The sequence below is a fragment of the Mesorhizobium sp. J8 genome (genome assembly GCF_016591715.1).
Classification (GTDB): Bacteria; Pseudomonadota; Alphaproteobacteria; order Rhizobiales; family Rhizobiaceae; genus Mesorhizobium.
Window position 1 is genome coordinate 2,948,689 of the sequence record NZ_AP024109.1, and the last position, 24,952, is coordinate 2,973,640.

16 protein-coding genes are annotated in these 24,952 nt (G+C 64.0%); 14 read left to right on the forward strand and 2 right to left on the reverse strand.

Annotated elements, in window-relative coordinates:
* Nucleotides 1-72: 72 nt before the first annotated feature.
* The 9 genes from MJ8_RS14010 (at nucleotide 73) to MJ8_RS14050 (ending at nucleotide 15,861) form a co-directional block, all read left to right on the forward strand.
* A complete protein-coding gene (locus MJ8_RS14010; RefSeq protein WP_201414912.1) occupies nucleotides 73-1,989 on the forward strand; it encodes a pseudouridine synthase in 1,917 nt (638 codons plus the stop codon).
* Nucleotides 1,970-2,524 (forward strand): 16S rRNA (guanine(966)-N(2))-methyltransferase RsmD, encoded by a 555-nt coding sequence (rsmD, locus tag MJ8_RS14015; RefSeq protein ID WP_201414913.1) that lies wholly within the window; start codon nucleotides 1,970-1,972, stop codon nucleotides 2,522-2,524. Before MJ8_RS14010 ends, rsmD begins: the two co-directional genes overlap by 20 nt.
* A 154-nt stretch (nucleotides 2,525-2,678) precedes the next feature.
* Nucleotides 2,679-4,040: a M16 family metallopeptidase gene (locus MJ8_RS14020; RefSeq protein ID WP_201414914.1), complete on the forward strand. Its 1,362-nt coding sequence runs from the start codon at nucleotides 2,679-2,681 to the stop codon at nucleotides 4,038-4,040.
* 2 nt (nucleotides 4,041-4,042) lie between these two features.
* The gene (locus tag MJ8_RS14025) at nucleotides 4,043-5,437 is read left to right on the forward strand and encodes a M16 family metallopeptidase (protein ID WP_225248251.1); all 1,395 of its coding nucleotides are present in this window, start codon (nucleotides 4,043-4,045) and stop codon (nucleotides 5,435-5,437) included.
* Entirely contained in the window at nucleotides 5,434-6,291 is an 858-nt protein-coding gene (locus tag MJ8_RS14030; protein ID WP_201414916.1) for a patatin-like phospholipase family protein, read from the forward strand. The genes MJ8_RS14025 and MJ8_RS14030 overlap by 4 nt, the downstream gene beginning before the upstream one ends.
* A 556-nt stretch (nucleotides 6,292-6,847) precedes the next feature.
* Nucleotides 6,848-8,893 (forward strand): type I secretion system permease/ATPase, encoded by a 2,046-nt coding sequence (locus MJ8_RS14035; RefSeq protein ID WP_225248252.1) that lies wholly within the window; start codon nucleotides 6,848-6,850, stop codon nucleotides 8,891-8,893.
* A 1-nt stretch (nucleotide 8,894) separates the two neighbouring features.
* Nucleotides 8,895-10,196 (forward strand): HlyD family type I secretion periplasmic adaptor subunit, encoded by a 1,302-nt coding sequence (locus MJ8_RS14040; protein WP_201414917.1) that lies wholly within the window; start codon nucleotides 8,895-8,897, stop codon nucleotides 10,194-10,196.
* A gap of 81 nt (nucleotides 10,197-10,277) precedes the next feature.
* Entirely contained in the window at nucleotides 10,278-15,443 is a 5,166-nt protein-coding gene (locus tag MJ8_RS14045; protein ID WP_201414918.1) for an SdrD B-like domain-containing protein, read from the forward strand.
* A 7-nt stretch (nucleotides 15,444-15,450) separates the two neighbouring features.
* Entirely contained in the window at nucleotides 15,451-15,861 is a 411-nt protein-coding gene (locus MJ8_RS14050; RefSeq protein ID WP_201414919.1) for a hypothetical protein, read from the forward strand.
* An 84-nt stretch (nucleotides 15,862-15,945) separates the two neighbouring features.
* Here MJ8_RS14050 and MJ8_RS14055 read toward each other — a convergent pair whose 3' ends face one another.
* A complete protein-coding gene (locus MJ8_RS14055; RefSeq protein WP_201414920.1) occupies nucleotides 15,946-17,250 on the reverse strand; it encodes an outer membrane protein in 1,305 nt (434 codons plus the stop codon).
* A gap of 350 nt (nucleotides 17,251-17,600) precedes the next feature.
* On the opposite strand from MJ8_RS14055, the gene MJ8_RS14060 reads away from it, so the two are divergent.
* The 5 genes from MJ8_RS14060 to MJ8_RS14080 all read left to right on the forward strand — a co-directional run bounded on the left by MJ8_RS14060 (nucleotide 17,601) and on the right by MJ8_RS14080 (nucleotide 24,115).
* Nucleotides 17,601-18,644, forward strand: coding sequence for a LacI family DNA-binding transcriptional regulator (locus tag MJ8_RS14060; protein ID WP_201414921.1), 1,044 nt, complete (start codon nucleotides 17,601-17,603; stop codon nucleotides 18,642-18,644).
* Nucleotides 18,645-18,728: 84 nt separating this feature from the next.
* Nucleotides 18,729-19,967, forward strand: coding sequence for an ABC transporter substrate-binding protein (locus MJ8_RS14065; RefSeq protein ID WP_412177117.1), 1,239 nt, complete (start codon nucleotides 18,729-18,731; stop codon nucleotides 19,965-19,967).
* A 363-nt stretch (nucleotides 19,968-20,330) separates the two neighbouring features.
* Nucleotides 20,331-21,248, forward strand: a complete 918-nt coding sequence (locus MJ8_RS14070) for a carbohydrate ABC transporter permease (protein ID WP_201414923.1) — start codon at nucleotides 20,331-20,333, stop codon at nucleotides 21,246-21,248.
* Entirely contained in the window at nucleotides 21,248-22,105 is an 858-nt protein-coding gene (locus tag MJ8_RS14075; protein ID WP_201414924.1) for a carbohydrate ABC transporter permease, read from the forward strand. Before MJ8_RS14070 ends, MJ8_RS14075 begins: the two co-directional genes overlap by 1 nt.
* 18 nt (nucleotides 22,106-22,123) lie before the next feature.
* Complete coding sequence (locus MJ8_RS14080; RefSeq protein ID WP_201414925.1) at nucleotides 22,124-24,115, forward strand: glycoside hydrolase family 127 protein; 1,992 nt, start codon at nucleotides 22,124-22,126, stop codon at nucleotides 24,113-24,115.
* 12 nt (nucleotides 24,116-24,127) lie between these two features.
* Here MJ8_RS14080 and MJ8_RS14085 read toward each other — a convergent pair whose 3' ends face one another.
* Entirely contained in the window at nucleotides 24,128-24,937 is an 810-nt protein-coding gene (locus MJ8_RS14085; RefSeq protein WP_201414926.1) for an endonuclease/exonuclease/phosphatase family protein, read from the reverse strand.
* Between the last annotated feature and the right edge of the window lie 15 nt (nucleotides 24,938-24,952).

Sequence of the window (24,952 nt, forward strand, 5' to 3'; positions counted from 1 at the left end):
AAGAATGACACTGCCTGCGTTGGCCGCCTGCGAGGGCGCGCGGTGCCGTAGCAGGCGAAGACGAGCAAAGTAATGGACGACGACAAGAAATCTCCACGCGGGCCGCGCAAGGGCGGCTCGAAACCGGCCGGCCAGCGCGGCGGCAAGCCCGGCGCCAAGAAGCCGTTCGTCAACCGTGAGCGGCCCATGGCCGCCGAAGGCGGGCGCGACTTCAAGCGCTACAAGCCGCGTGAGACGGGCGAGGGAGCGGAGCGAAGCGAACGGCCCTTCCGCAAAGGCCCGCGTCCGGAAGGCAAGCCGTACACGCCGCGCGGCGAGCGGCCGATGGCCGCCGACGGCGAGCGCCGCGATTTCAAGCGCAGCTACAAGCCGCGCGAACTGAGTGAAGGCGGGGAGCGCGGCGGACGACCCTTCCGCAAAGGTCCGCCGCGCGACGGCGCGCCTTTCGACAAGCGTGAGGGCCGCAAGCCTTATGCGCCGCGCGGCGACCGGCCGATGGCTGCCGAGGGCGAGCGAGGCGAACGACGCTTCGACCGCCCCAAGCGCGCGTTCGACGATCGTCCCAAACGTGATTTCGCCGAGCGGCCGAAACGAGATTTCGGCGATCGTGCACACGGAGTTGGCGGAAAAGCCGAAAGCGGCTTCAAGCCGCGGCCGCGCCCCTCGGAAGCCGCGCCGGAGAGCGGCGAGCGCATCGCCAAACGGCTGGCGCGCGCCGGCATCGCCTCGCGCCGCGACGCCGAGGAACTGATCGCGGCCGGCCGCGTCAAGGTCAACGGCAAGGTGCTGGACTCGCCCGCCTTCAATGTCGGCGTCAACGACGTCATCCATCTCGACGGCACCGAGATCCCGCCGATCGAGCGCACGCGCCTCTTCCTGTTCCACAAGCCGGCGGGCGTCGTCACCACCAACCGCGATCCGGAAGGCCGCAAGACCGTCTTTGATGTGCTGCCGTCCGATCTGCCGCGGCTGATGACGATCGGCCGGCTCGATATCAACACCGAGGGCCTGCTTCTGCTGACCAATGACGGCGGCCTGTCGCGTGTGCTCGAATTGCCGGCCACCGGCTGGTTGCGGCGCTACCGCGTGCGCGTCCACGGCAAGGTCGAGGAGAGCGCGCTCGCCGGCCTGCGCGACGGCATCGCCGTCGACGGCGTCTTCTACGGCTCGATCGAAGCCTCGCTCGACCGCGAGCAGGGCACCAATGCTTGGCTGACGCTGGGTTTGCGCGAGGGCAAGAACCGCGAGGTGAAGAACATCCTCGGCGCGCTTGGCCTCGAGGTGACGCGGCTGATCCGCATATCCTACGGGCCGTTCCAGCTTGAGGATCTACCGGAGGGCCATGTGCTGGAGATCAAGGGCCGCGTGCTTCGTGAACAACTCGGCGAGCGGCTGATCGAGGAATCCGGCGCCAATTTCGATGCCGAGATCCAGAAGCCGTTCTCCAACAAGCCGGTCCGCGGCGGCGGGCCACGCCGCGAAGAGGCCGAGCGGCCGAAATTCACCCGCGACGGCGACCGCCTGCCGATCGGCGAGGGCGGGCTGATCAAAGCGCGCAAGCGCCGCGAAGGCAGCCGCGACGAGGCGCTGAGCAAGCTTTCGACGAAGCCCGAGCGGACGTTTGGCGAGCGCGGCCTGAAGTCCGATCGCGGCGGTTTCCACGACAAGCCTCGCGGCGGCTTTGGCGACAAGCCCCGCTTCGGCGGCAAGAAATCCGAACGCGAGCAGCGGCTGATCGAACCGCCGGGCCAGCGCAAGGCCAATGTCTGGATGGCGCCGGGCGCCCGGCCAATCGGCAAGGGCAGGGCGGCGGCTGACGCCGCTAGGGCCGCCGAGGCGAAGGCGCGCAAGGCGCCGTCCAAACCGGGCGGCAAGGGCAAGCCGGGCGCGAAGCCGTTCGGCAAGCCCCGCGGCGAGCGCCCTGAAGGCGATGGCGGCGACAGGCCGCGCGGTCCGAAGAGGGGCGGCGATGCGGATCGTCGGCGGTGAGTTCCGCGGGCGTCCGCTGGCGACGCCGAAAAGCAATGCCATCCGCCCGACGACCGACCGCACCCGCGAGGCGGTGTTCAATGTCCTGGCGCATCGCTACGCGGAAAAACTCGAAGGCGGCCGTGTGCTCGACCTCTTCGCCGGCACTGGCGCGCTCGGGCTTGAGGCGCTGTCGCGCGACGCGTCCTACTGCGTCTTCATCGAGGAATCGACCGAGGGGCGAGGCCTGATCCGCGAGAATGTCGAGGCCTATGGCCTCACCGGTCGCACCAAGATCTTCCGCCGCGACGCCACGCATCTCGGCGAAGCGGGCACCATCTCGCCCTTCGGACTGGTCTTTGCCGATCCGCCCTACGGCAAGGGGCTCGGCGAGCGCGCGCTGCGCTCGGCTAAGGCCGGCGGCTGGCTTCTGCCCGGCGCGCTCTGCGTCGTCGAGGAGGCTGCCTCGGCGCCGTTCGAGCCGGGCGTCGGTTTTTCGGTGATCGACGAGCGCAATTACGGCGAAACGGTCATTCGCTTCATCGAGGCCAACTAGGTTGCCCTAGTGGAGATGGAGCATGATGTGGTGGGAAAACCGCTTCACACTTTTCGGCATCATGCTCCGGCCCTGCCTCGAAAATGACTCACAATTCACTTTGCCTCGTCGGCGAACCTTGCCTATCGTCGCGCAACCGGGACCGGAGACCTTGATGACACCAACGGGGATTGGGCTGCGAGCGGCGCTTGTTGCCGGAACGCTGGCGCTCGCGGCGGCTGCTCCCGCCCGCGCGACCGACGACGGCGCAGTCAAGGATTTCCTGCTCGAGAACGGCATGGAAGTGGTCGTCATCCCGGATCATCGCGCCCCGATCGTCACGCACATGGTCTGGTACAAGATCGGCAGCGCCGACGAGCCGCCCGGCAAATCCGGCATCGCGCATTTCTTCGAGCACCTGATGTTCAAGGCCACGACCACCCATGCCGCGGGCGAGTTCGACCGCGCCGTGGCCGAGATCGGCGGCTCCAACAATGCCTTCACCTCCTACGACTACACGGCCTTCCACGAAACGGTGCCGCCTTCCGCCCTCGAAGAGATGATGGGCTTCGAGGCCGATCGCATGCGCAACCTCATCCTGACCGACGATGTCATCAAGACCGAGCGCGACGTGATCCTGGAGGAGCGCCGCTCGCGCATCGACAGCAATCCGCAGGCGGTGCTCGACGAGGAGGTCGACGCGACGCTCTGGCAGAACCAGCCATACCGCATTCCGGTGATCGGCTGGATGCAGGAGATGGAACAGCTGAACCGTCCGGACGCGAAAGCCTTCTACGACGCCTATTACCGGCCGAACAACGCCGTTCTGGTGGTGGCGGGCGACATCGATCCCGACGCGGTGAAGGCGATGGCTGAAAGGACCTACGGCAAGGTCGCCCGCGGCCCGGACCTCAGGCCGCGCATCCGCCCCGTGGAGCCCGAGCAGAACACGAAGCGCACGGTGACGCTGACCGACGCGCGCGTCTCGGTGCCGAATTTTTCGACGCAATGGGTCGTGCCGTCCTACCATACGGCCAGGCCCGGCGAAGCCGAGGCGCTCGACCTGCTTGCCGAGATCCTCGGCGGCGACAACCGCAGCAGGTTGTACCAGCAGCTCGTCGTCAAGCAGGGCATCGCTTCCGAGGCCGGCGCCTATTTCCAGGGCACCATGCTCGACGCCACAAACTTCACCGTCTATGGCGCGCCGCGCGGCGACGCCAGGCTTGCCGATGTCGAAGCGGCGGTCGATGCCGAGATCGCCCGCATCGTCAAGGACGGCGTGAGCGACGACGAGCTGGAGCGGGCCAAGACGCGCTATGTGCGCTCCATGATCTTCGCGCGCGACAAGCAGGACGACATGGCCAACATGTATGGCTCCACGCTTGCCACCGGCGGCAATGTCAAGGACGTCCAGGAATGGCCGGATCGCATCCGCAAGGTGACCGCCGATGAGGTCAAGGCGGTCGCCGCCCGTTATCTTGTGCTCGATCGCTCCACCACCGGCTACCTCTTGCCGCAGCAGCAGGCGGGGAATTGATGATGAGCATGGTTCTTAGCCTCACGAGCACCTTTCCTTCTTCCACAAGGGGGGAAGGAGGGCGCATTTATCGCGCCTGCGTCACCCTTTGCTTCGCCCTGTTCTTCCTTTTGCTGCCGGCGCTTGCGCATGCCGAGATGAACATCCAGGAGGTGAAGTCGAAGAAGGGCGTCACCGCCTGGCTGGTGGAAGACCATTCGATCCCGCTGATTGCGATCCGTTTCGTCTTCGACGGCGGCACGGCGCAGGATCCTGCCGGCAAGGAAGGCCTGGTCAACCTGATGACCGGACTGTTCGACGAGGGGGCCGGCGACCTCGACAGCGAAGCCTTCCAACTGAAGCTCGACGATGCCGGCGCCGAGATGAGTTTCCAGGCGGCGCGCGATGGCACCTATGGCTCGATGCGCATGCTGTCGGACCAGAAGGACGAGGCTTTTGGCCTGCTGAAGCTGGCGGTCAACAGCCCGCGCTTCGACCAGGCGCCGATCGACCGCATCCGCGCCCAGATACTCTCCGGCATCCTCGCCAATGAGCGGGACCCCAACACGATCGGCCAGCAGCGCTGGCTGCGCGCGATCTATGGCCAGCATCCCTACGCGCGGCCGGACGAGGGCAACAAGGACAGCCTCGCCACCATCACCGCCGACGACCTCAGGGCCTTCCACAAGGCGAATTTCGCCCGGGGCGGCCTGCATGTGACGGTGGTGGGCGATATCGACGCTGCCACGTTGAGCAGCAAGCTTGACGAGGTGTTCGGCGACCTGCCTGACAGGCAGACGTTGGCGCCGGTTGCCGACATCAAGCCCAGGCTCGGCCAGCAGCTCGAAGTGAATTACGACTTGCCGCAGACCTCCCTGCAGCTTGCCTGGCCGGGCGTGAAGCGCAGCGATCCCGATTTCTACGCCGCCGTGCTGATGAACGAGATTCTCGGCGGCTCGACATTCACATCGCGGCTTTACGAGCAGGTGCGCGAGAAGCGCGGCCTTGCCTATAGCGTCAGCTCCGATCTCGTCGATCACGAGCATTCCAACGCGCTGCTGGTGACGACGGCGACGCGTTCCGACCGCGCGGCCCAAACGCTTGTCATCGTACGCCAGGTGGTGAAGGACATGGCCGAAAACGGCCCCACCGAGGAGGAGCTCGCGGCGACCAAGAAATACATGATCGGCGCCTACGCCATCAACAATCTGGATTCCTCAAGCTCCATCGCTGCGACCCTGGTGGAGCTGCAGCTCGATCATCTCGGCACCGATTACATCAAGCGGCGCGCGGCTCTCATCAACGCGGTGACGCTGGCCGACGTCAAGGCGGTGGCAAGGAAGCTTCTGTCGGCCGACCCCGCCGTTATGGTCATCGGCCCGCCGCTGGTGCAGGTGGCCGGAGGCGGCAAGGGATGAGTCCGACCTTCGGGGTGGCCTTCGGAGGCGGCGGCGCGCGCGGCCTTGCGCATATCCATATCATCGAGGCACTCGATGAGCTTGGCATCACGCCGGCAGCGATTGCCGGCTCGTCGATCGGAGCCATCATGGGCGCCGGCATGGCCTCGGGCATGACGGGCGCCGAGATCCACGATTATGCCCGCTCGATCCTCGGCAGCCGGGCCGAGGTGGCGGCGCGCATGTGGCGCTCGCGGCCGGGTACGATCGCCGAGGCCATGCAGGGCGGCATCCGTGTCAGCCAGTTCAACGTCGAGCGCATACTGAAGGCTTTCCTGCCGGAGGCGATCCCGCAGACATTCGAGGCGCTGAAGATCCCGCTCAAGGTGACGGCGACCGATTATTTCGGCCACAGCCTTGCGGTGTTCACCGAAGGCGACCTGCATTCGGCGCTTGCCGCTTCGGCGGCCATCCCGGCGGTCTTCCGTCCGGTCACGCGCGAGGGCCGCGTGCTGATCGATGGCGGCATCTACAATCCCGTGCCTTTCGACCTCATCGAGAAGGACGCCGACATCATCATCGCCGTCGATGTCGTCGGCGCCCCGAGCGAGGCCGAGCGCAGGCATCCGACCACTGTCGACCTGATGTATGGCGCCACCCAATTGATGATGCAGTCGATCATCGCCAACAAGCTCAGGCAGCACCCGCCGGACATTCTGATCCGGCCGAATGTCTCGAAATACCGCGTGCTCGAGTTCCTCAAGATCGAGACGCTGATGGCCGAGACGGTCGAGATCAAGGACGAATTGAAGCGCGCCGTCGAGAAGGCCGTGGAAGCGCGTGGCGGCAGGCAGGGCAAGAAGAAGGTGGTCTGAGAGCCTCTTCCGACCGCATCCCACAGGCGCACGCGATGGCGACCGAGGTCCGACAACCGAAGTCTGATAGGTCGGGGCATAGGTCTTCAGTTGAGCTGGACTTAAGAATAACGCGAAGTATTCTTTATGCCGAATAACCGTATTTTATGCATAGATTTGAGGCATGTCACAAACTCTTCATCGAGTTGCCCGTTGACGCACGCTCCGGTAGAGTTAATAATCTCCTAATATAAGGTAGCGTAAACAATCTCCTGACCGGCAACAACGAGTTACGGCGCTACTGGGGTAGGAATCGCATTGCGGCATCTTCGCCGCCGTCGCCGTCATCATTGAAGAATAGGCCGTCGAGAGCCGCCACTCGCCGGCCGAAGCAGTTGATGCGGCTTGCTCGACGCTATGCAAATCCTGCCTTTACGGAGTAGGCGCTGATCTCAGCACCTTTGGCATAGGTAGCCGGCCGTCTGGTACGGCCACTATGCCGACGGCGGCACTGACGCGCCAGAGATGTGAAAGGCGTGTCGTGGCTGTGGGGTTCAGTAACGCGTCGCCCAGGTCGATGGGCACAACCTTTGGTTCGGCGCAGGCGAAGGTGAGGCTCGTCGGCCTGATCCTCGTCGCTTGCGTTGCCATGTTTTTTCTCTTCGGTTCCGGCCGGCATGCATCGATAGGCGCGATGCTTGTTGCCGCGGCGATGGCTGGCTTCGGTTGCCTGGCAATGTTCCGCGCCCGCGGCGACATGGCGCAAGACGTTGCGAAAAGTGTCGTCGACGCCGCGCCGGCTGGTACCGCGACACGCGGCAAACCGTCGAACAGAGCGACCGGCCGTCGGCCGGCCGGCTCCGCTCGTTCGGAGCTCGCCGCCGCACTCGCCAGCTGCCGGTCAGCCTTCGTCGCGGTCGGCCTGTTCAGCGGCATGCTCAACGTGCTGATGCTGGCGGGCTCGCTCTACATGCTCGAGGTCTATGACCGGGTGCTGCCGAGCCGCAGCCTGCCGACGCTCGTCGGCATTTCGATACTGCTCGTCATCCTCTATTGCGGGCAGGGCTTTCTCGATTTCGTGCGCGCGCGGGTTCTGGTGCGGATCGGCGGCGCCCTCGACGAGGCGCTCGGTCGGCGCGTCTATACCTCGATGCTGAGATTGCCGCTCAAGGCTGGGCGAGAGGGCGACGGCCTGCAGCCGATGCGCGATCTCGACAGCGTGCGCGGCTTCCTGTCCGGCATAGGCCCGACGGCGCTGTTCGACCTGCCATGGATGCCGGTCTATCTGGTCATCATCTTCATGTTCCACTGGGTTCTCGGCGTGACGGCGCTGTTCGGAGCGTTCGTTCTGGTCGTGCTGACCCTGCTTGCCGAGCGGTTGACGCGAAAACCGGTGTCGTCCGCGACCCTCAGCGGGAGCCGGCGTAGCGGGCTGATCACGGCCGGCAGCCGCAATGCGGAAGTCGTTGCCGCCATGGGCATGACCGGCGGGCTTGCCGAACGCTGGAACGATGCCAACCTCGAATACATCGCCGACCAGCGCAAGGTGAGCGACGTTGCCGGCAGCTTCGGCGCGGTATCGAAAGTGCTGCGCATGCTGCTGCAGTCGTCCATGCTCGGCATCGGGGCATGGCTGGTTATTGAGGAGCAGGCGACCGCGGGCGTCATCATCGCGGCTTCCATCCTCAGCGGCCGGGCGCTGGCGCCGGTCGATCTCGCGATCGCCAATTGGAAGGGCTTCGTCGGCGCGCGCCAGGGCTGGCAGCGGTTGAGCCGGGTGCTAGCGGCCATGCCCGCCGAAGCCGAACCGATGCTGCTGCCGACGCCAACCGCCAATGTCATGGTGCACGGTGCCGCCATCGTGGCTCCGGGGACCCAGCGGCTGCTGGTCCAGGATGCCAGCTTCGCCATGGAAGCCGGCCATGGGCTCGGCATCATCGGCCCGAGCGGCTCGGGAAAGTCCACGCTGGTCAGGGCTCTCGTCGGGGCCTGGCAGCCCGTCAGCGGCCGCGTCAAGCTTGACGGCGCCGATCTCGACCAGTGGTCGTCACAAGAGCGCGGCCGCCATATCGGCTACCTGCCGCAGGACGTGGAGCTGTTTGCCGGCACCGTGGCCGAAAATATCTCGCGCTTCGAACCGGATGCCGACGCTGACGCGATCATCGCCGCGGCCAAGGCGGCCGGCGCGCATGAACTGATCGTGGGGTTCCGTCAGGGCTACGAGACCGAGATCGGCGAGCATGGCGAGGCGCTTTCGGCCGGCCAGCGCCAGCGCATCGCGCTCGCCCGCGCGCTCTATCGCGATCCGTTCCTCGTGGTGCTCGACGAGCCGAATTCCAACCTCGACATGGACGGCGAGCAGGCTTTGATCCGGGCCATGCTCGGCGTTCGTGAGCGCGGCGGCATTGTCGTCATCGTCGCCCATCGTCCGAACGTGCTGACCGCCGTCGATTTCGTCCTGGCGATGAACCAGGGGCGCATCCATGACTTCGGGCCGAAGGACGAAGTTTTCGCCAAGATGTTCCCGACGCTGCGGCCCGTAACGGCAGCCGGTCCTGCGCTGAGGGTGGCTGCGGAAGGCGGTACCCCGGCAGTCGCCAACGGAACCGAAGGAGGGAACTGACATGGTTGCGTCGGGCGCCTCGCATGCGTCGATCCGTTTCTACACACGGCTTGGTCTCGGAGCCGTGCTCCTGCTTGCCGGCGGCGTCGGCGGCTGGGCTTCGGTCACAGAGATCGCCGGCGCGGTCATCGCCCCCGGCACGCTCGTCGTCGATTCCCACGTCAAGAACGTGCAGCACGCCACCGGCGGCGTCATTGCCGAGATCGATGCCCGTGACGGCGACAAGGTGAAAGCCGGCGACCTTCTGCTGCGCCTCGACCGCACCGTGCCGGCCGCCAATCTCGCGGTGGTGAGCAAGGCGCTCGACCAGCTCACGGCGCGCAAGGCCCGTCTCGATTCGGAACGCCGCGGCAGCGACGCCATCATCTTCCCGAACGAGCTTTTGGACCGCATCGCCGATCCCGACGTCGCCGAGGCAGTGGCCGGCGAAAAGCAGCACTTCGAGACCCGGCGCACCTCCCGCGCCGGCCAGAAGAGCCAGCTTGGGGAGCGCATCGCCCAGCTCGAGAAGGAGATAGCCGGCGACGCAGCTCAGGCCGATGCCAAGAGCAAGGAGATCGAGCTGGAGCAGAAGGAGCTCGCTTCGGTGCGCGCGCTCTGGGCCAAGAAGCTCATTTCCATCGACCGCCTGACGCAGACCGAGCGCGAGGCCACGCGCCTCGACGGCGAACGCGGCCAGCTTATTGCCGCGCAGGCCCAGGCCCAAGGGAAGATCGCGGAAATCAAGCTGCAGATCATCCAGATCGACCTCGACCTCAGCACCGAAGTGAACAAGGACCTGCGCGACATAGACGGCCAGATGAGCGAGCTCTTGGAACGCAAGGTCGCTGCGGAGGACCAACTGAAGCGGGTCGACATCCGCGCGCCGCAGGACGGTGTCGTGCAGCAGTCGATCGCCTATACGGTCGGCGGTGTGGTGAAACCGGGCGAGACGATCATGCAGGTCGTGCCCGACAATGACAGCCTTGCCGTGGAAGCCAGGATCGCGCCCAGCGACATCGACAAGTTGTGGGTCGGCCAGTCGGCCTCGCTGCGCTTTTCGGCATTCAACACGCGCACCACGCCGCAGATCGATGGTGTGGTCGAGCGGACCTCGCCCGACATCGCCACCGACCAGCGCACCGGCGCCAGCTACTACACCGTGCGCATCAGGACGACCGCCGCCCAGGTCGCCCGCCTCGGCGAGGTCAAGCTGGTGCCCGGCATGCCAGTGGAATCCTTCATCAAGACCGAGGACCGTTCGGTGATTTCCTACCTGGTGAAGCCATTGCAGGACCAGATCACCCGAGCCTTCAGACAGTAAGCCCCGCCTGGAGCGGGAAAATGAAAGCAGAAACGACGAACCGCACCCAACGGTGCAGCATCCAAGTTAAGGGGAAATGTCATGACCTCTAGCGATATCACCGACAATCTGACGACCGATCCGCTTGCGACGACCGACACCACCTCGACCGGAAGCACCGATCCTGTTCCGCCTGCAATCTCGCTCGATCAGGCGGATGCGGATTATGTGCCCGGCGAGACGGTGGGGATCACGACCAATGTTCCGGACGGAGGCACGTTCACGTTCCAGGTCGCCCATCTCAGCGCTGGCGCTGATGGCGTCCTCGGCACCGCAGACGATGTGCTCAGCTACGACCTCACCGGCACCGGCACGCCGTGGACCGTCACCGATGGCGGCTCGGGCGATCTCGACGGCGTCGTCAACGGATCGATCCAGACGTCGTGGTACGTCAATGCCGATGCGGCGGGCCAGGCATTCGTGCTCACGGCGACGGATCAAGCAAGCGGCCAGATCGCGACGGCGAACTTCACCGATGCGCCGCTGGTGAATGCGCCCACTTACGATCTGACATACAAGAACACGGTGACAATCAACAACGCCATCTTTTCGTCCTCGGATGTCGTGACTGGAGCGGGAACGGGTCTGCTCGATCCCTTTGTTCGAATTCAAGCCACGGGTTCGGAGCAGGGGTATAATACCGACTCGAATGCAACTAAAGAGCCAACCTCTCAATATAATTTTATTCTTGATAATACCGCGAAGGGTGGAAGTAATTATGTTCATTCATTGAATATCGCCGACATTCCAATTCAATTTATAAATGGTGTTGGATACTATCGGTTTGACCTTGATATCAACGAATCAAACACCGCCAGCGTCCAAAATCTCTCCCTAGACGCGCTGCAGATTTGGCAGGCAACCGCCGGTGATCTGCACAACTACGTATCCGGCGCGCACCCAGACCAGGGTACCGGCGTCCTTCCGAACGCCACGCAGGTCTATAATCTGGATGACGGCGGCGACAAATTCATCGGGTTGAACGGCGAACTCCAACCGGGCAGCGGCAACACCACCGATATGTCGTTCCTGGTTCCCGTCAGCAACTTCGACCCAAACAAGCCCTACATATATCTATATTCGGCGTTCGGCTATCAGCTCGGCACTTATCAAGGTCCTACCGAATCGACGCCGAGCACCTGGACGTCTGAGTCCGGCTTCGAGGAGTGGAATCGCCAGATCGGTCAGGTGATCGACGGTCACAAGTTCGACGACTTGAATGCCGACCACATCTGGGAGGCCGGGGAGCCGGCTCTCGCCGGCTGGACGATCTATCTCGACGCCAACAACAACAACCAGCTGGATCCGGGAGAGCCGTTCGCGGTCACCGATGCCAATGGATATTACAAATTCACGGTCACGCCCGGCACCTACACGATCCGTGAGGTGCCGCAGGATGGATGGTCGCAGGATGCGCCGAATAACGCGCAGGGCGAGTTCACCGTCACCGTGGCGGCCGGCCAGGATAGCCACAACAACGACTTCGGGAATTTCCAGCTAGGCTCGATCTCGGGGCACAAATATGTGGACGCCGACGGCAAGCTGTCGACGCCAGGTGACGAAACTCCGGTAAGCGGCTGGACGATCTCGCTCTACAATGACGCCAACCACAACAACACCGCCGACGCTGGCGAGCTGGTGGCGACGACGACCACCGACGGCAATGGCGTCTACCAGTTTAAAAATCTGTTGCCCGGCGACTACCTCATCCAGGAAGAGGATCGGACCGGCTGGACGCATCTGACCTCGGCGACGATCAACCAGAACAGCCTCACCTCCGGTCAGAACCTGACCAACCAGGACTTCGTCAACGTGCAACTGGGCTCGATCTCGGGCCACAAATATGTCGATGCCGACGGCAATCTGCTGACGACCGGTGACGAAAGCCCGGTGAGCGGTTGGACGATCTCGCTCTACAATGACGCCAACCACAACAACACCGCCGACGCTGGCGAGCTGGTGGCGACGACGACCACCGACGGCAATGGCGTCTACCAGTTTAAAAATCTGTTGCCCGGCGACTACCTCATCCAGGAAGAGGATCGGACCGGCTGGACGCATCTGACCTCGGCGACGATCAACCAGAACAGCCTCACCTCCGGCCAGAACCTGACCAACCAGGACTTCGTCAACGTGCAACTGGGCTCGATCTCGGGCCACAAATATGTCGATGCCGACGGCAACCTCGCGACGACCGGCGACGAAACTGCGGTGAGCGGTTGGACGATCTCGCTCTACAATGACGCCAACCACAACAACACCGCCGACGCTGGCGAGCTGGTGGCGACGACGACCACCGACGGCAATGGCGTCTACCAGTTTAAAAATCTGTTGCCCGGCGACTACCTCATCCAGGAAGAGGATCGGACCGGCTGGACGCATCTGACCTCGGCGACGATCAACCAGAACAGCCTCACCTCCGGTCAGAACCTGACCAACCAGGACTTCGTCAACGTGCAACTGGGCTCGATCTCGGGCCACAAATATGTCGACGCCGACGGCAACCTCGCGACGACCGGCGACGAAACTGCGGTAAGCGGTTGGACGATCTCGCTCTACAATGACGCCAACCACAACAACACCGCCGACGCTGGCGAGCTGGTGGCGACGACGACCACCGACGGCAATGGCGTCTACCAGTTTAAAAATCTGTTGCCCGGCGACTACCTCATCCAGGAAGAGGATCGGACCGGCTGGACGCATCTGACCTCGGCGACGATCAACCAGAACAGCCTCACCTCCGGCCAGAACCTGACCAACCAGGACTTCGTCAACGTGCAACTGGGCTCGATCTCGGGCCACAAATATGTCGACGCCGACGGCAACCTCGCGACGACCGGCGACGAAACTGCGGTGAGCGGTTGGACGATCTCGCTCTACAATGACGCCAACCACAACAACACCGCCGACGCTGGCGAGCTGGTGGCGACGACGACCACCGACGGCAATGGCGTCTACCAGTTTAAAAATCTGTTGCCCGGCGACTACCTCATCCAGGAAGAGGATCGGACCGGCTGGACGCATCTGACCTCGGCGACGATCAACCAGAACAGCCTCACCTCCGGTCAGAACCTGACCAACCAGGACTTCGTCAACGTGCAACTGGGCTCGATCTCGGGCCACAAATATGTCGATGCCGACGGCAATCTGCTGACGACCGGTGACGAAAGCCCGGTGAGCGGTTGGACGATCTCGCTCTACAATGACGCCAACCACAACAACACCGCCGACGCTGGCGAGCTGGTGGCGACGACGACCACCGACGGCAATGGCGTCTACCAGTTTAAAAATCTGTTGCCCGGCGACTACCTCATCCAGGAAGAGGATCGGACCGGCTGGACGCATCTGACCTCGGCGACGATCAACCAGAACAGCCTCACCTCCGGTCAGAACCTGACCAACCAGGACTTCGTCAACGTGCAACTGGGCTCGATCTCGGGCCACAAATATGTCGACGCCGACGGCAACCTCGCGACGACCGGCGACGAAACTGCGGTAAGCGGTTGGACGATCTCGCTCTACAATGACGCCAACCACAACAACACCGCCGACGCTGGCGAGCTGGTGGCGACGACGACCACCGACGGCAATGGCGTCTACCAGTTTAAAAATCTGTTGCCCGGCGACTACCTCATCCAGGAAGAGGATCGGACCGGCTGGACGCATCTGACCTCGGCGACGATCAACCAGAACAGCCTCACCTCCGGCCAGAACCTGACCAACCAGGACTTCGTCAACTTCAAGCTGTTCGAGATATCGGGCACCAAGTATCTGGATGCCAATGGCGACGGCCAGACGACGGGCGACAGCGGCCTCGACGGGATCACCATCTTCATCGACAAGAACAAGAACGGCGTCTATGACGCCGGAACCGACCTGTCGACGGTCACGCATGATGGTGGCAAGTGGTCGTTCACCGGCCTCGACTACACCTATGCCGGGCTGAAGGTCTACGAGTATCTGCCGGCCGGCAGCGGCTACATCCAATCGTTGGGCCAGGCCGGCTACACTATCACCGGCACGTCGGGCGCCAACCAGGACAACCTCGACTTCGCCAATTTCGTGCCGGGTTCCATCCATGGCTTCAAGTTCAACGACATGGACGCCAACGGCAAATACGATGGTAGCGATGTCCCGATGGCGGGCATCACCATCCAGTTGGTGGGCGATGTGGACGGCAACGGCACGATCGACACGCTCACGACCACGACTGACGCGAGCGGCTACTTCTCCTTCGGCAACCTACATCCAGGGACTTATACGGTCAGCGAGCTGTTCACGGACGGAACGACCTGGGGCGCGACCGTCGATCACAACAATGATGGCATCGGCGACGCCACCACGACCGTAACCGTGCTCAGCGGACAGGAACTCGTCGCGGTCGCCGGGGAGGAAGGGCAACTCGATCCGCTGCACACCGAAGTCAATGTCGGCAACGCTTTGACCTTCGGCAACCACGAGCTTGGCGCCCTCGGGCTCACCCCGGGCTTCTGGTACAATCATGAATATGTCTGGGACGCCCCGATCCTCGGCACCGACAACAGCAATGGCGGCGTCGACGGCAAAGGTGTTTCGCTCGCTTCCAAGCTCGCCGCCGCCGGCACGATCTCGGACCCCGACATTGCCAAGAACCTACCCGGCAATCTCGATGTCGATGGCGACAATCATAACGATCTGGTGTTCCAGGGCTCCGGCGGCAAGACGCTGGTCATCGAATGGGACGACGCCCGCGAGATCGTCGGCGGGGCCAATGGCACGGGGGGTGACAAGCTCGGCGATTTCGTCCGCTATGCGATCACCACGCTGCTCAATGAGGCCGGCGTTCCGAACTTCAGCGCCCCCGCGGGCATGAATGCCAACATAGCCGACTGGCTGATCAAATACGCGCCCACCACCGTGGTGAACGGTGTGAACGTCCTCAACTACAACAACCATAACGAACCGGGGACGGATGGCTTCCTTGACAAGAACAAGGTGGTGACGGTCAAGGCAAGCAGCGCTGCCTGGCAGAGCGGATCCGGCGGTCTGCCGTCCGGCGCCCAGATCTTTGCCGACATGAACGCCACGACCGACGGCGCCACCGGCAACAACATGATGCTGTCGCTGAACCAGTCGCATGTTTTCACCACCCAGGACGAGGGTGATCACTTCGGCATCGTCGCGTCGGCGCTGAATTATTCGGGCAGCTACCTGCAGCTTCACGTCTGACCAAGGCGTGCGCGAATCTCATGCAAATACCGATCGAGGGCGAGCCCATCCCGCCCTCGATCCCTCGCTCCCGAGGCGTTCGACACCGGACTCGCGCGATCAAATTCAAGAAGAGGCAAACAGGGCCGATATGAACCAGCGTGTTGAGAAGATCATCGACCGGCCCGACGCGCCGGAGATTTTTTGCGACGGCGCGCTGGCCATAAGCTTCCGCCAGGATGTGCTGCGCCTGACCCTCTACTCGGACCGCATCGATGCCGTGGAGCGCGCGAACATCAATCGCGTCGTTGTCGGGCAACTGTCGATGCCGCCGGCAGGCTTCGTCGAACTTTACAATCAGATGACCGCGGTCATGGCGCGACTGACGCAAGCCGGAAAGGTGCATCCGGTCGAACAGAACCAGCAACAACCGTCCTGATTAAGCAAAACACTATGAGGCAACCTATAAAAGAAAAGCCCGCCAATCGGCGGGCTTTCCTGCTTTGGCTGGAGGCCTTTTTGCTTAGTTGAACTTGTACTTGGCGTCGATGCGCACGGTGTGGAAGGACGGGGTCGCCGTCGCTAGACCGCTCGGGATCGGGAATGCATCCGAGAAGTCTTCCTTCTCGAACTGCGAGTAACGGTATTCGATGCCCACGGTCATCTTGTCCGACAGGGCGGTTTCCAGGCCCGCGCCGACCGAGAAGCCGCTGGAGCCCCAATCGACGTCGAGCGGTGCCGGAGCGTCGAGCTTGAAGTGCTGCCAGCTATAGCCTGCGAGGGCATAAGCCAGGGTCGCCTCGTTGACCTTCAAGCCGATACGGCCGAGCACGTCGAAACCATAGTCGGCGTTGAGGCTGATCGAGTCGATACCGCCCAGGATGCCGCCCAGATCAAGCTTCGACTTGATGCCGGAGAGACGCGCGTCGACCAGGCCGCCGACCACCCAGCTGCCCATGTCCTGGTCGTAGCCGATGCTGGCCTCGCCGAACACGCCTTCGCCGCCGAGGCCGTTGAACTTGGCGCCGCCCAGTGGCGGAATCTCGATCTGATGCACGACCGCTCCGGCGCCGAGCCCACCGCCGACATAGAAGCCGGTCCAGTTGTAGGAAGGCGTCTCGAAGCTGGCCGCGCCGCCATCATTGGCGTTGAAGCGATAGCTGGCTGCTACTTCGAAGGTGTGGCGTGAGGTGTCGAGGTTGAGAGTGCCGTCAGGCGCTCCGAACTGGGAAAGCAGGTCGTCCTTCGTGCTGAAGCGCGTGTAGCGATACTCGCCCTTGAGAGTCCAGTTGCTGTTGATCGCCGTTTCGACGCCGGCGCCGACGAAATAGCCGCCCTGATCCCAATCCATGTCGAAACCGGCATTGGTGTCGAGCTTGTACTTCTGCCAGGCGTAGCCGCCCAGGACGTAGCCCAGCGTGCTCGGCGTCAGCAGGTAACCGGCGCGCACGCCGACGTCGAAGCCATAGGTTTCCTTGATGTCGGCGCTCAGGCCAGCGAGGTCAAGCGAAGTCTTGATCGTGCCGACATGCGCGTCGATCAAGCCGCCGAGCAGGAAGCGCTGCGAGACCATATAGTCGTAGCCGACGGTCGCCTGGCCGAAGATGCCTTCGCCCCCGATGCCATTAAGCGAAACGCCCGGCGCGAAATCGCTGCTGAGCTTGTGAACATTGGCGCCGGCGCCGACGCCGAAGCCGACATAGACGCCGCTCCAGTTGAAGCCGGGAGCCTGCTCCTGGACGACGTCGGCGGCATGCGCGGCCGACATCAAAGCGACGGCCGAAACGGCGCCCAGCAGAACGGATTTCGCGGAAAGACGAAGAAGCATAGCCGATAACCCCAAGTTAAAACCCGGAGATGTTCTAGCAGGGGTTGTCGAAATTTGTGGTGGCAGAAATGCCACACCCATGGGCAAACTCCCGTAACGGCAGGTGTTGTCCCCGTATGCCCCCAGAAAAGGTCGGTCTGGCCTTGGAGAGGGTGTCTTCTGGTCCGACCACTTGTCTGGCGCTGGACCAGTTGCAAGAAATGACCCTTGCGCGATGTCCGCCTTCAGTTTAATTTGCCTGTGAGAAAACCTTTTCCCAACCTTTGCTTTCGACATCCGCCCCCGGGGCCGGAATGAAGCGGGCTCCTGTGAGAAAAGGTTTTCCCAACTTGGGAGACCCTGCGCCAAAAATGGTTTCAGACGCCGAATCAGCGCCTGTCTTTGCCAAGCCGCCCGTCACCCTGCGCGAGGTGGCGGCCGTGGCCGGCGTCAGCGTCGCCACGGCGTCCAAGGCGCTGAACGGACAGGGGCGGATGACGGTGGAGACGCGCGAGCGCATCCGCGAGACGGCCAGGCAGCTCGGCTTCCGGCCGAACAGCCTGGCGCAGAGCCTGTTGCGCAAGCGCTCCTTCACCGTCGGGCTGCTCACCAACGATACATACGGCCGCTTCTCGCTGCCGCTGATGGCCGGCGTTTCGGATGCCCTGGTCGACAAGGGCGTCTCGGTGTTCCTATGCAACGTCGAGGACGATCAGCGGCTCGGCCAGCTGCATGTCGAGGCCATGCTCGACAAGCGCGTCGACGGCATCATCGCAACCGGAAAGCGCATCGACCGCCACCTGCCGGTCGATCTCTCCAACCTGCGCATTCCGGTCGTCTATGCCTTCACCCAGCCCGATCCCGGCGCGGTAGGCCTCGTTTCCGACGACGCCGGCGGCGCGCGGCTGGCGGTCGAGCATTTTTTGCGGCTCGGCCGCCGGCGCATCGCCCATGTCAGCGGTCCGCCGAGCTTCGCGGTTGTGCACGAGCGCGCCGAAGCCTACTGCGCGGTGCTTCAGGAGAACAACCTGCAAGTGGGCGAGCCGCTGCTTGGGCAGTGGTCGGAGGCGTGGGGCCACGAGGCGGTGGCAAGACTGTTCGCGGGCAGGGGAGAGCGGCCGGACGCGGTCTTCTGCGGCAACGACCAGATCGCCCGCGGCGTGATCGACGCGCTGCGCGAGCGCGGCATCCGCGTGCCCGACGATGTGGGCGTCATCGGCTTCGACAATTGGGAGATCGTGGCAGAGGCGACGCGCCCGCCGCTCACCTCCGTCGACATGAATTTGGCGAGCCTCGGCCGCGAGGCCGGTCTTGCCTTGCTTTCGCTCGTCGATGGCCAGCCGGCAGCGCCGGGCATCAGGAAACTGCCGTGCCGGCTGGTGGTGCGTCAGTCATGCGGAAGCCCGTCGGGATGAAGCAACAAGGTCACGCGCCCGCATCCGCCGGGCGGCGTGGCCGAAACTGGGAGGAGAACCATGAGGAGGAGTAACGTGAAGACCATGCTTGCCAAGCTGATGCTTGCCGCGGCCGTCATCGGCGGCGCCCTGCACGCGGCGGCGGCCGAGACCGCCAACATCTGGGTGCGCGCCGACGGCTCGAACTTCATGCCGCGCATCGTCGATGCCTTCAACAAAGCCCATAAGGACCAGATCAAGCTCGACATCATCCCCAATGCCGAGATCATCCCGAAATATGGTGCTGCCGCCGCCGGCGGCACCGCACCCGACGCGCTGTCGCTCGACCTGATCTACACGCCTTCCTTCGCCGCCGCCGGCCAGTTGGAGGACATCACCGACTGGGCGAAATCCTTGCCCTATTTTTCCAGCCTCTCGCCTGCGCATGTGAAGACCGGCACTTATAAGGACCGCATCTACGGCCTGCCGTTCTCGGCCGACGCCTCGGTGCTGATCTGGAACAAGAAGCTGTTCAAGCAGGCGGGGCTGGACCCGGAGAAGGGTCCGGCCAACTGGGCCGAGATCGAGGCGGACGCCGAAAAGGTCAACGCGCTCGGCGGCGACATCAAGGGCTTCTACTTCTCCGGCAATTGCGGCGGCTGCAACATCTTCACCTTCACGCCGCTGATCTGGGCCTCGGGCGGCGATATCCTCTCCGAGGACGGTTCGAAGGCGACGCTCGACAGCCCGCAGCTGCGCGGCGCCATCGACCTCTACCGCTCGATGGTCAAGAAGGGGCTGGTGCCCGAGGGCGCGCAGACCGACACCGGTGCCAATTTCTTCGCCGCCTTCGCCGGCGGCAAGATCGGCATCTCGCCCTCCGGCGCCTTCGCCATTGGCGCGCTCAACACGCAATATCCGGACGTCGACTACGGCGTCACCTTCCTGCCGGGCAAGGATGGCGGCTGGTCATCCTTTGCCGGCGGCGACAATTTCGTCGTCACCAAGGGCACCAAGAAGATCGCCGTGGTGAAGGAGTTCCTGGACTTCGCCTATTCGCTGGAGGGCCAGACCATTCTCGCCAAATATGGCAGCCTGCCGGTGCGGGGCGACATCGCCAAGGACGCGCTGAAGGATCTCGACCCACGCTACCAGGTGGCGGCCGAGGCGATGGCCAAGGGCAGGACTCCCTATTCGGTGGTGTTCAACGATTTGATCAACTCCGCCAACGGTCCGTGGACGCAGATGATCAACGAGGTGTTCTTCGGCGACGACGTCGACGGCGCCATCGCCAATGCGCAGGAGACGATGCAGTCGATCATCGACCAGGCGCCGAACAAGTAATCCAGGGCCAGCCGGCGCGGGGATCGCGCAACGCCCCGCCGCCCAGGCTCCGGCCGGCCGCCCGTCCCGTCTCCCTGGCCGGGCGGCCGGGATGATGCATCGCTGAATGGCAGGGACTAACGTGTTGAAACAGCGCACTCATACATGTCGATGGGCAGCCGGATTGCGGTGGGCAGTTCGGGGCGCCGGCGGGCTGGCTCCCCCTTCTCCCCTTGTGGGAGAAGGTGGCCGAGCGAAGCTCGGTCGGATGAGGGGTGCTCCAGGGAATGCCCACGCCTCACTCAGCTGGAGCACCCCTCATCCGTCTCGGCGCTGCGCGCCGATCCACCTTCTCCCACAAGGGGAGAAGGGGGGAGTGAAACCATGACCGCCATCGCCGTCACCTCCGCTCCCGCCCGTTCACGCGCCACCAGCCTGCGGCAATGGGTGGGGCTGCTCTATGTGCTGCCGGCCGTCGCTTTCGTCACTGTCTTCTTCGTCATCCCGCTCGGCATGACGGCCTGGATGTCGCTGCATAATTGGCCGCTGATGGGCGAGCATTCCTTCATCGGCCTCGACAATTATTTCGCCATCCTGCGCGACACGCGGTTCTGGAACGCTCTGAAATTCACCTTCTACTACACGGTGATCGTCACCATCGCGATCTTCGCCGTCGCCTTCCCGCTGGCGATCTTCATCGAGCGGCCGCGCCCGCTCACCAACCTCTACCGCACCGCCTTCTTCATGCCGGCGGTGGTGGGTTTCGCCTCGGCAAGCCTGCTCTGGTCGTGGCTGCTCAATGTCGATTCCGGTCTGTTCAGCCCGGCCGCCTTCGACCTCGGCGTGACCGAAAAGAAGGTCAACCTCTTGGCCACCTTCCAGCCGGCCTTCTGGTCGATCATCGCCATGGTGGTCTGGAAGGTCGCCGGCTTCACCATGATCATCCTGATGACCGGCCTGCAGTCGATACCGCAGGACTTGCAGGAGGCGGCGGTCATCGATGGGGCAGGGCCGTTCGCCAGGTTCAGGGCCATCACCTTGCCGCTGATGCGCCGCACTCTGGCGCTGGCGCTGATCCTGTCGGTGGCGGGCTCGATCCTCGCCTTCGACCAGTTCTACATCATCCTGCGCGGCGGGCCGCGCAACCAGACGCTGACGGCTGTCTACTGGATCTTCAACCAGTCCTTCGTCTCGTTCAAGCTCGGCTACGGCGCGGCGCTCTCCATGGTGCTCTTGGTCATTCTGGTGGCGCTCAGCCTCATCCAGCTCTGGCTGCTGCGTAAGCCCGAGGGGCTTGACTGATGGCCGAGGCGATGTCGCAGAACCGGAAGGCCGCCTTCAGCCTCGCCAGGCATTCCACCGGCATCATCGCTTCGGTGCTGTTCCTGGCGCCGATCGTCTGGACCGTGCTGTCGACCTTCAAGCCGGCGCAGGAGGCGCGCCAGCCGCCATTGCCGCCGTGGCCGACGACCGGCTTCTCGGTCGAGAACTACGAGACGCTGAACTCCTTCGGGGACGGGCTCTGGGCCTCGGCGCAAAACAGCATCTATGTCTCGGTGATGACGGTGCTGCTCTCGGTGCTGGTCAGCGTGCTTGCCGGCTACGGCTTCTCGCGCTTCCGCTTTCCGTTCCGGGACTTCTTCTTCGTCCTCATCCTGTCGACGATCATGATCCCGTTCCAATCGATCCTGACACCGATCTTTTTGGTGCTGACGAGGCTGGGTCTCCACAACACGCTGACCGGGCTGGTCTGCGTCTATGTCACGCTGCAGCTGCCCTTCTCGATCTTCATGATGCGCAACGCCTTCGACGCGGTGCCGCGCGAGATCGAGGAGGCGGCGCGCATGGACGGCGCCAACAACGTCACCATGCTCATCAAGGTGATGCTGCCATTGGTCTGGCCGGGCGTCGTCACCATTGCGCTGTTCGCCTTCCTCGGCGCCTGGAACGAGTTCCTGGCCGCGCTCGTGCTAATGACCGACCAGTCCAAATTCACCTTGCCGGTGATGATGACCGCGCTGCAGTCCGGCCGCTTCGGCGCCATCGACTGGGGCGCGGTGCAGGCGGGCGTCACGGTGATGATGGTGCCTTGCCTGCTCCTGTTCCTCGCGTTGCAGCGCTTCTACATCCGCGGCCTCATGGCCGGGGCCGTCAAGTAATTCGAATGGAGTGAAATCATGATCGCATCGCAGCCCGCCAAAGGGACCGGCGCCTCCGCCAGGCCGAAGCTCGCCTTCCGGCCGTTGCCGGTGCCGCAGGTCGATGTCCGCGGCTTCTGGGGCGACCGTGTCGACGCGGTTGCCGCCAGGACCGCCGGCATCCTCTATGACCGCTGCGTCGAGGCACGCATGCTGGAGCAGATCGATCCGGACCGGCCGTCGCCGGGCGTGGTCATTCCGTTCCATTCGCCGTCGCCCGACGAGGCCGACGGGCAGGGCGCCGAGTTCACCGGCTCGACGGTGACGACGCAGATGTTCTGGGATTCCGACTGGGGCAAGACGATCGAGACCGCCGCCTATTCGCTTTATCGCCGCCGCAACCCCGAGCTGGAGCAGAAGATCGACGCCGTCATCGACATGTATGGAAAACTGCAGCAGGAGGACGGCTATCTCTCCAGCTGGTATCAGCGCATCCAGCCCGGCCTGCGCTGGACGAACCTGCGCGACTGCCACGAGCTCTACTGCGCCGGCCATCTGATCGAGGGCGCGGTCGCCTATTACCAGGCGACGGGAAAGCGCAAGCTGCTCGACATCATGTGTCGCTACGCCGACCACATCGCCTCGATGTTCGGCCCCGAATCCGGCAAGAAAAAGGGTTATTGCGGCCATGAGGAGATCGAGCTGGCGCTGGTCAAGCTGGCGCGGGCCACCGGCGAGAAGAAATACATGGAACTCGCCAAATATTTCATCGACCAGCGCGGCCGAGAGCCGCATTATTTCGACGAGGAGGCCCGCGCCCGGGGCGCCGATCCGAAGGCCTACCACTTCAAGACCTACGAATATAACCAGTCGCACAAGCCGGTGCGCGAACAGGACAAGGTCGTCGGCCACGCGGTGCGCGCGATGTATCTCTATTCCGGCATGGCCGACATCGCCACCGAATATGGCGACGACACGCTGCGCGTTGCGCTCGACCGGCTGTGGGACGATCTCATGACGAAGAGCCTCTACGTCACCGGCGGCCTCGGGCCGTCGGCGCACAATGAAGGCTTCACCAGCGACTACGACCTGCCCAACGAAACCGCCTATGCCGAGACCTGCGCTTCCGTCGGCCTTGTGTTCTGGGCAAGCCGCATGCTGGGCATGGGGCCGAATGCGCGTTACGCCGACATGATGGAACGGGCCTTGTACAATGGCTCGATCTCGGGGCTGTCGCTCGATGGCTCGCTGTTCTTCTACGAGAACCCGCTGGAGAGCCGCGGCGGCCATCATCGCTGGAAGTGGCATCGCTGCCCCTGCTGCCCGCCCAACATCGGTCGCATGGTGGCGTCGATCGGCAGCTATTTCTACGGCCTCGCCGACGATGCGCTGGCGGTGCACCTCTATGGGGACTCGACGGCCCGCTTCGAGGTCGCCGGCCGGCAGGTCACCCTGGTCCAGACCAGCAACTATCCGTGGGACGGCGCGGTCGCGATCGAGGTCGGGCCGGAGGCGCCGGTTGCATTCACGCTTCACCTGCGCGTACCGGCCTGGTGCCGCAAGGCAGCACTCCGGGTCAACGGCAAGCTTGTCGATCTCGAAGCGGCCACGGTCGACGGCTATGCCGCGGTCCGGCGCGAATGGCGCCAGGGCGATCGGGTCGAGCTCGACCTCGAAATGTCGATGGCGCGCCTCTTCGCCAACCCGCAGGTGCGCCAGGACATTGGTCGTGTAGCACTTGCGCGCGGCCCGCTGATCTACTGCGTCGAGGAGACCGACAATGGCGGCGGGCTGCACCGCATTGCTTTGCCGCGGGGGGCAAGGCTCGAGGCCCACAAGGAGCCGAACCTGCTCGGCGGCGTCGTCACCCTTTCGGCCATCGGCAGCCGGGCCGAGACCGAAAACTGGGGCGCCGATCTCTACCGTCCCGAGCCGCCGGCCACTGAGGAGATGACACTCAAGGCAGTTCCCTATTTCGCCTGGGACAATCGCGACCCCGGCGAGATGCTGGTCTGGCTGAGGGAAGGGTAGGGCGAACGGCCGCTACAGATGCACATAAGCCGTCAGCGGCAGGTGATCGGAGGCGACGCGCGACAGCGGCGTGTCATGCGCCTCGACGCCTGAAACCAGATCGTGCCGGTTACCCATGATGCGGTCGAGCGCCAGCACCGGCAGGCCCGATGGAAAAGTCGGCACCGCCGGCGGCGTCGGCCCGAAGGTCGTGTGCAGCGTGTTCAGCGCCGAGCGGTTGCCGAGCCGCCATTCGTTGAGGTCGCCGAGCAAGAGCGTCGGCCTTTCGTCGGCGCTGCTCATGATGTCGAGCACAACGCGGGCCTGCTCGGACCGCGAGCGGCGCAAGAGGCCGAGATGGGCGGCGATCACGCGCAGCGACCGTTTCTCGTCGAGATCGATTTCGGCGACCAGCGCGCCGCGCGGCTCCAGTCCCGGCAGCTTGAGCTGGTGGACGTCGCGCACGGTGCCGCGCTTGAACAGAAGCACGTTGCCGCGCCAGCCGTGTCCCTTGCCGTTTCCGGTGACCGGCACAGGCACCAGCCCCGTTTCCATTTCCAGCCGGGCAAGGTCGAGCAGCCCGGCCCTGTCGCCGAAGCGGTTGTCGGCTTCCTGCAGGGCGATCACGTCGGGGCTGATCTCGCGGATGACGCGCGCCGTCCTTTCAGGGTCGAACCGGCGGTCGGTGCCGATGCATTTGTGGACATTGTAGGAGGCGACGACGATTTCAGTGTCGTTGACTCGCTTGCGCGGCGTCGCCTTCGCCTTGCGCGCATTTCTGCCGCGGATCGACAACAGCACGGTCTCCGGCAGGCTGCGTCCTTTGATGTCGTCTATCTCCATGATCCTGCTGCTCGA

Bases quoted from the DNA above. Each gene is read 5' to 3' on its own strand.
- MJ8_RS14040 (WP_201414917.1), top strand. From the start codon at position 8,895: ATGGTTGCGTCGGGCGCCTCGCATGCGTCGATCCGTTTCTACACACGG.
- MJ8_RS14020 (WP_201414914.1), top strand. From the start codon at position 2,679: ATGACACCAACGGGGATTGGGCTGCGAGCGGCGCTTGTTGCCGGAACG.
- MJ8_RS14010 (WP_201414912.1), top strand. From the start codon at position 73: ATGGACGACGACAAGAAATCTCCACGCGGGCCGCGCAAGGGCGGCTCG.
- MJ8_RS14080 (WP_201414925.1), top strand. From the start codon at position 22,124: ATGATCGCATCGCAGCCCGCCAAAGGGACCGGCGCCTCCGCCAGGCCG.
- MJ8_RS14065 (WP_412177117.1), top strand. From the start codon at position 18,729: ATGCTTGCCAAGCTGATGCTTGCCGCGGCCGTCATCGGCGGCGCCCTG.
- MJ8_RS14075 (WP_201414924.1), top strand. From the start codon at position 21,248: ATGGCCGAGGCGATGTCGCAGAACCGGAAGGCCGCCTTCAGCCTCGCC.
- MJ8_RS14055 (WP_201414920.1), bottom strand. From the start codon at position 17,250: ATGCTTCTTCGTCTTTCCGCGAAATCCGTTCTGCTGGGCGCCGTTTCG.
- MJ8_RS14070 (WP_201414923.1), top strand. From the start codon at position 20,331: ATGACCGCCATCGCCGTCACCTCCGCTCCCGCCCGTTCACGCGCCACC.
- MJ8_RS14085 (WP_201414926.1), bottom strand. From the start codon at position 24,937: ATGGAGATAGACGACATCAAAGGACGCAGCCTGCCGGAGACCGTGCTG.
- MJ8_RS14045 (WP_201414918.1), top strand. From the start codon at position 10,278: ATGACCTCTAGCGATATCACCGACAATCTGACGACCGATCCGCTTGCG.
- rsmD (WP_201414913.1), top strand. From the start codon at position 1,970: ATGCGGATCGTCGGCGGTGAGTTCCGCGGGCGTCCGCTGGCGACGCCG.
- MJ8_RS14060 (WP_201414921.1), top strand. From the start codon at position 17,601: ATGGTTTCAGACGCCGAATCAGCGCCTGTCTTTGCCAAGCCGCCCGTC.
- MJ8_RS14035 (WP_225248252.1), top strand. From the start codon at position 6,848: ATGGGCACAACCTTTGGTTCGGCGCAGGCGAAGGTGAGGCTCGTCGGC.
- MJ8_RS14025 (WP_225248251.1), top strand. From the start codon at position 4,043: ATGAGCATGGTTCTTAGCCTCACGAGCACCTTTCCTTCTTCCACAAGG.
- MJ8_RS14030 (WP_201414916.1), top strand. From the start codon at position 5,434: ATGAGTCCGACCTTCGGGGTGGCCTTCGGAGGCGGCGGCGCGCGCGGC.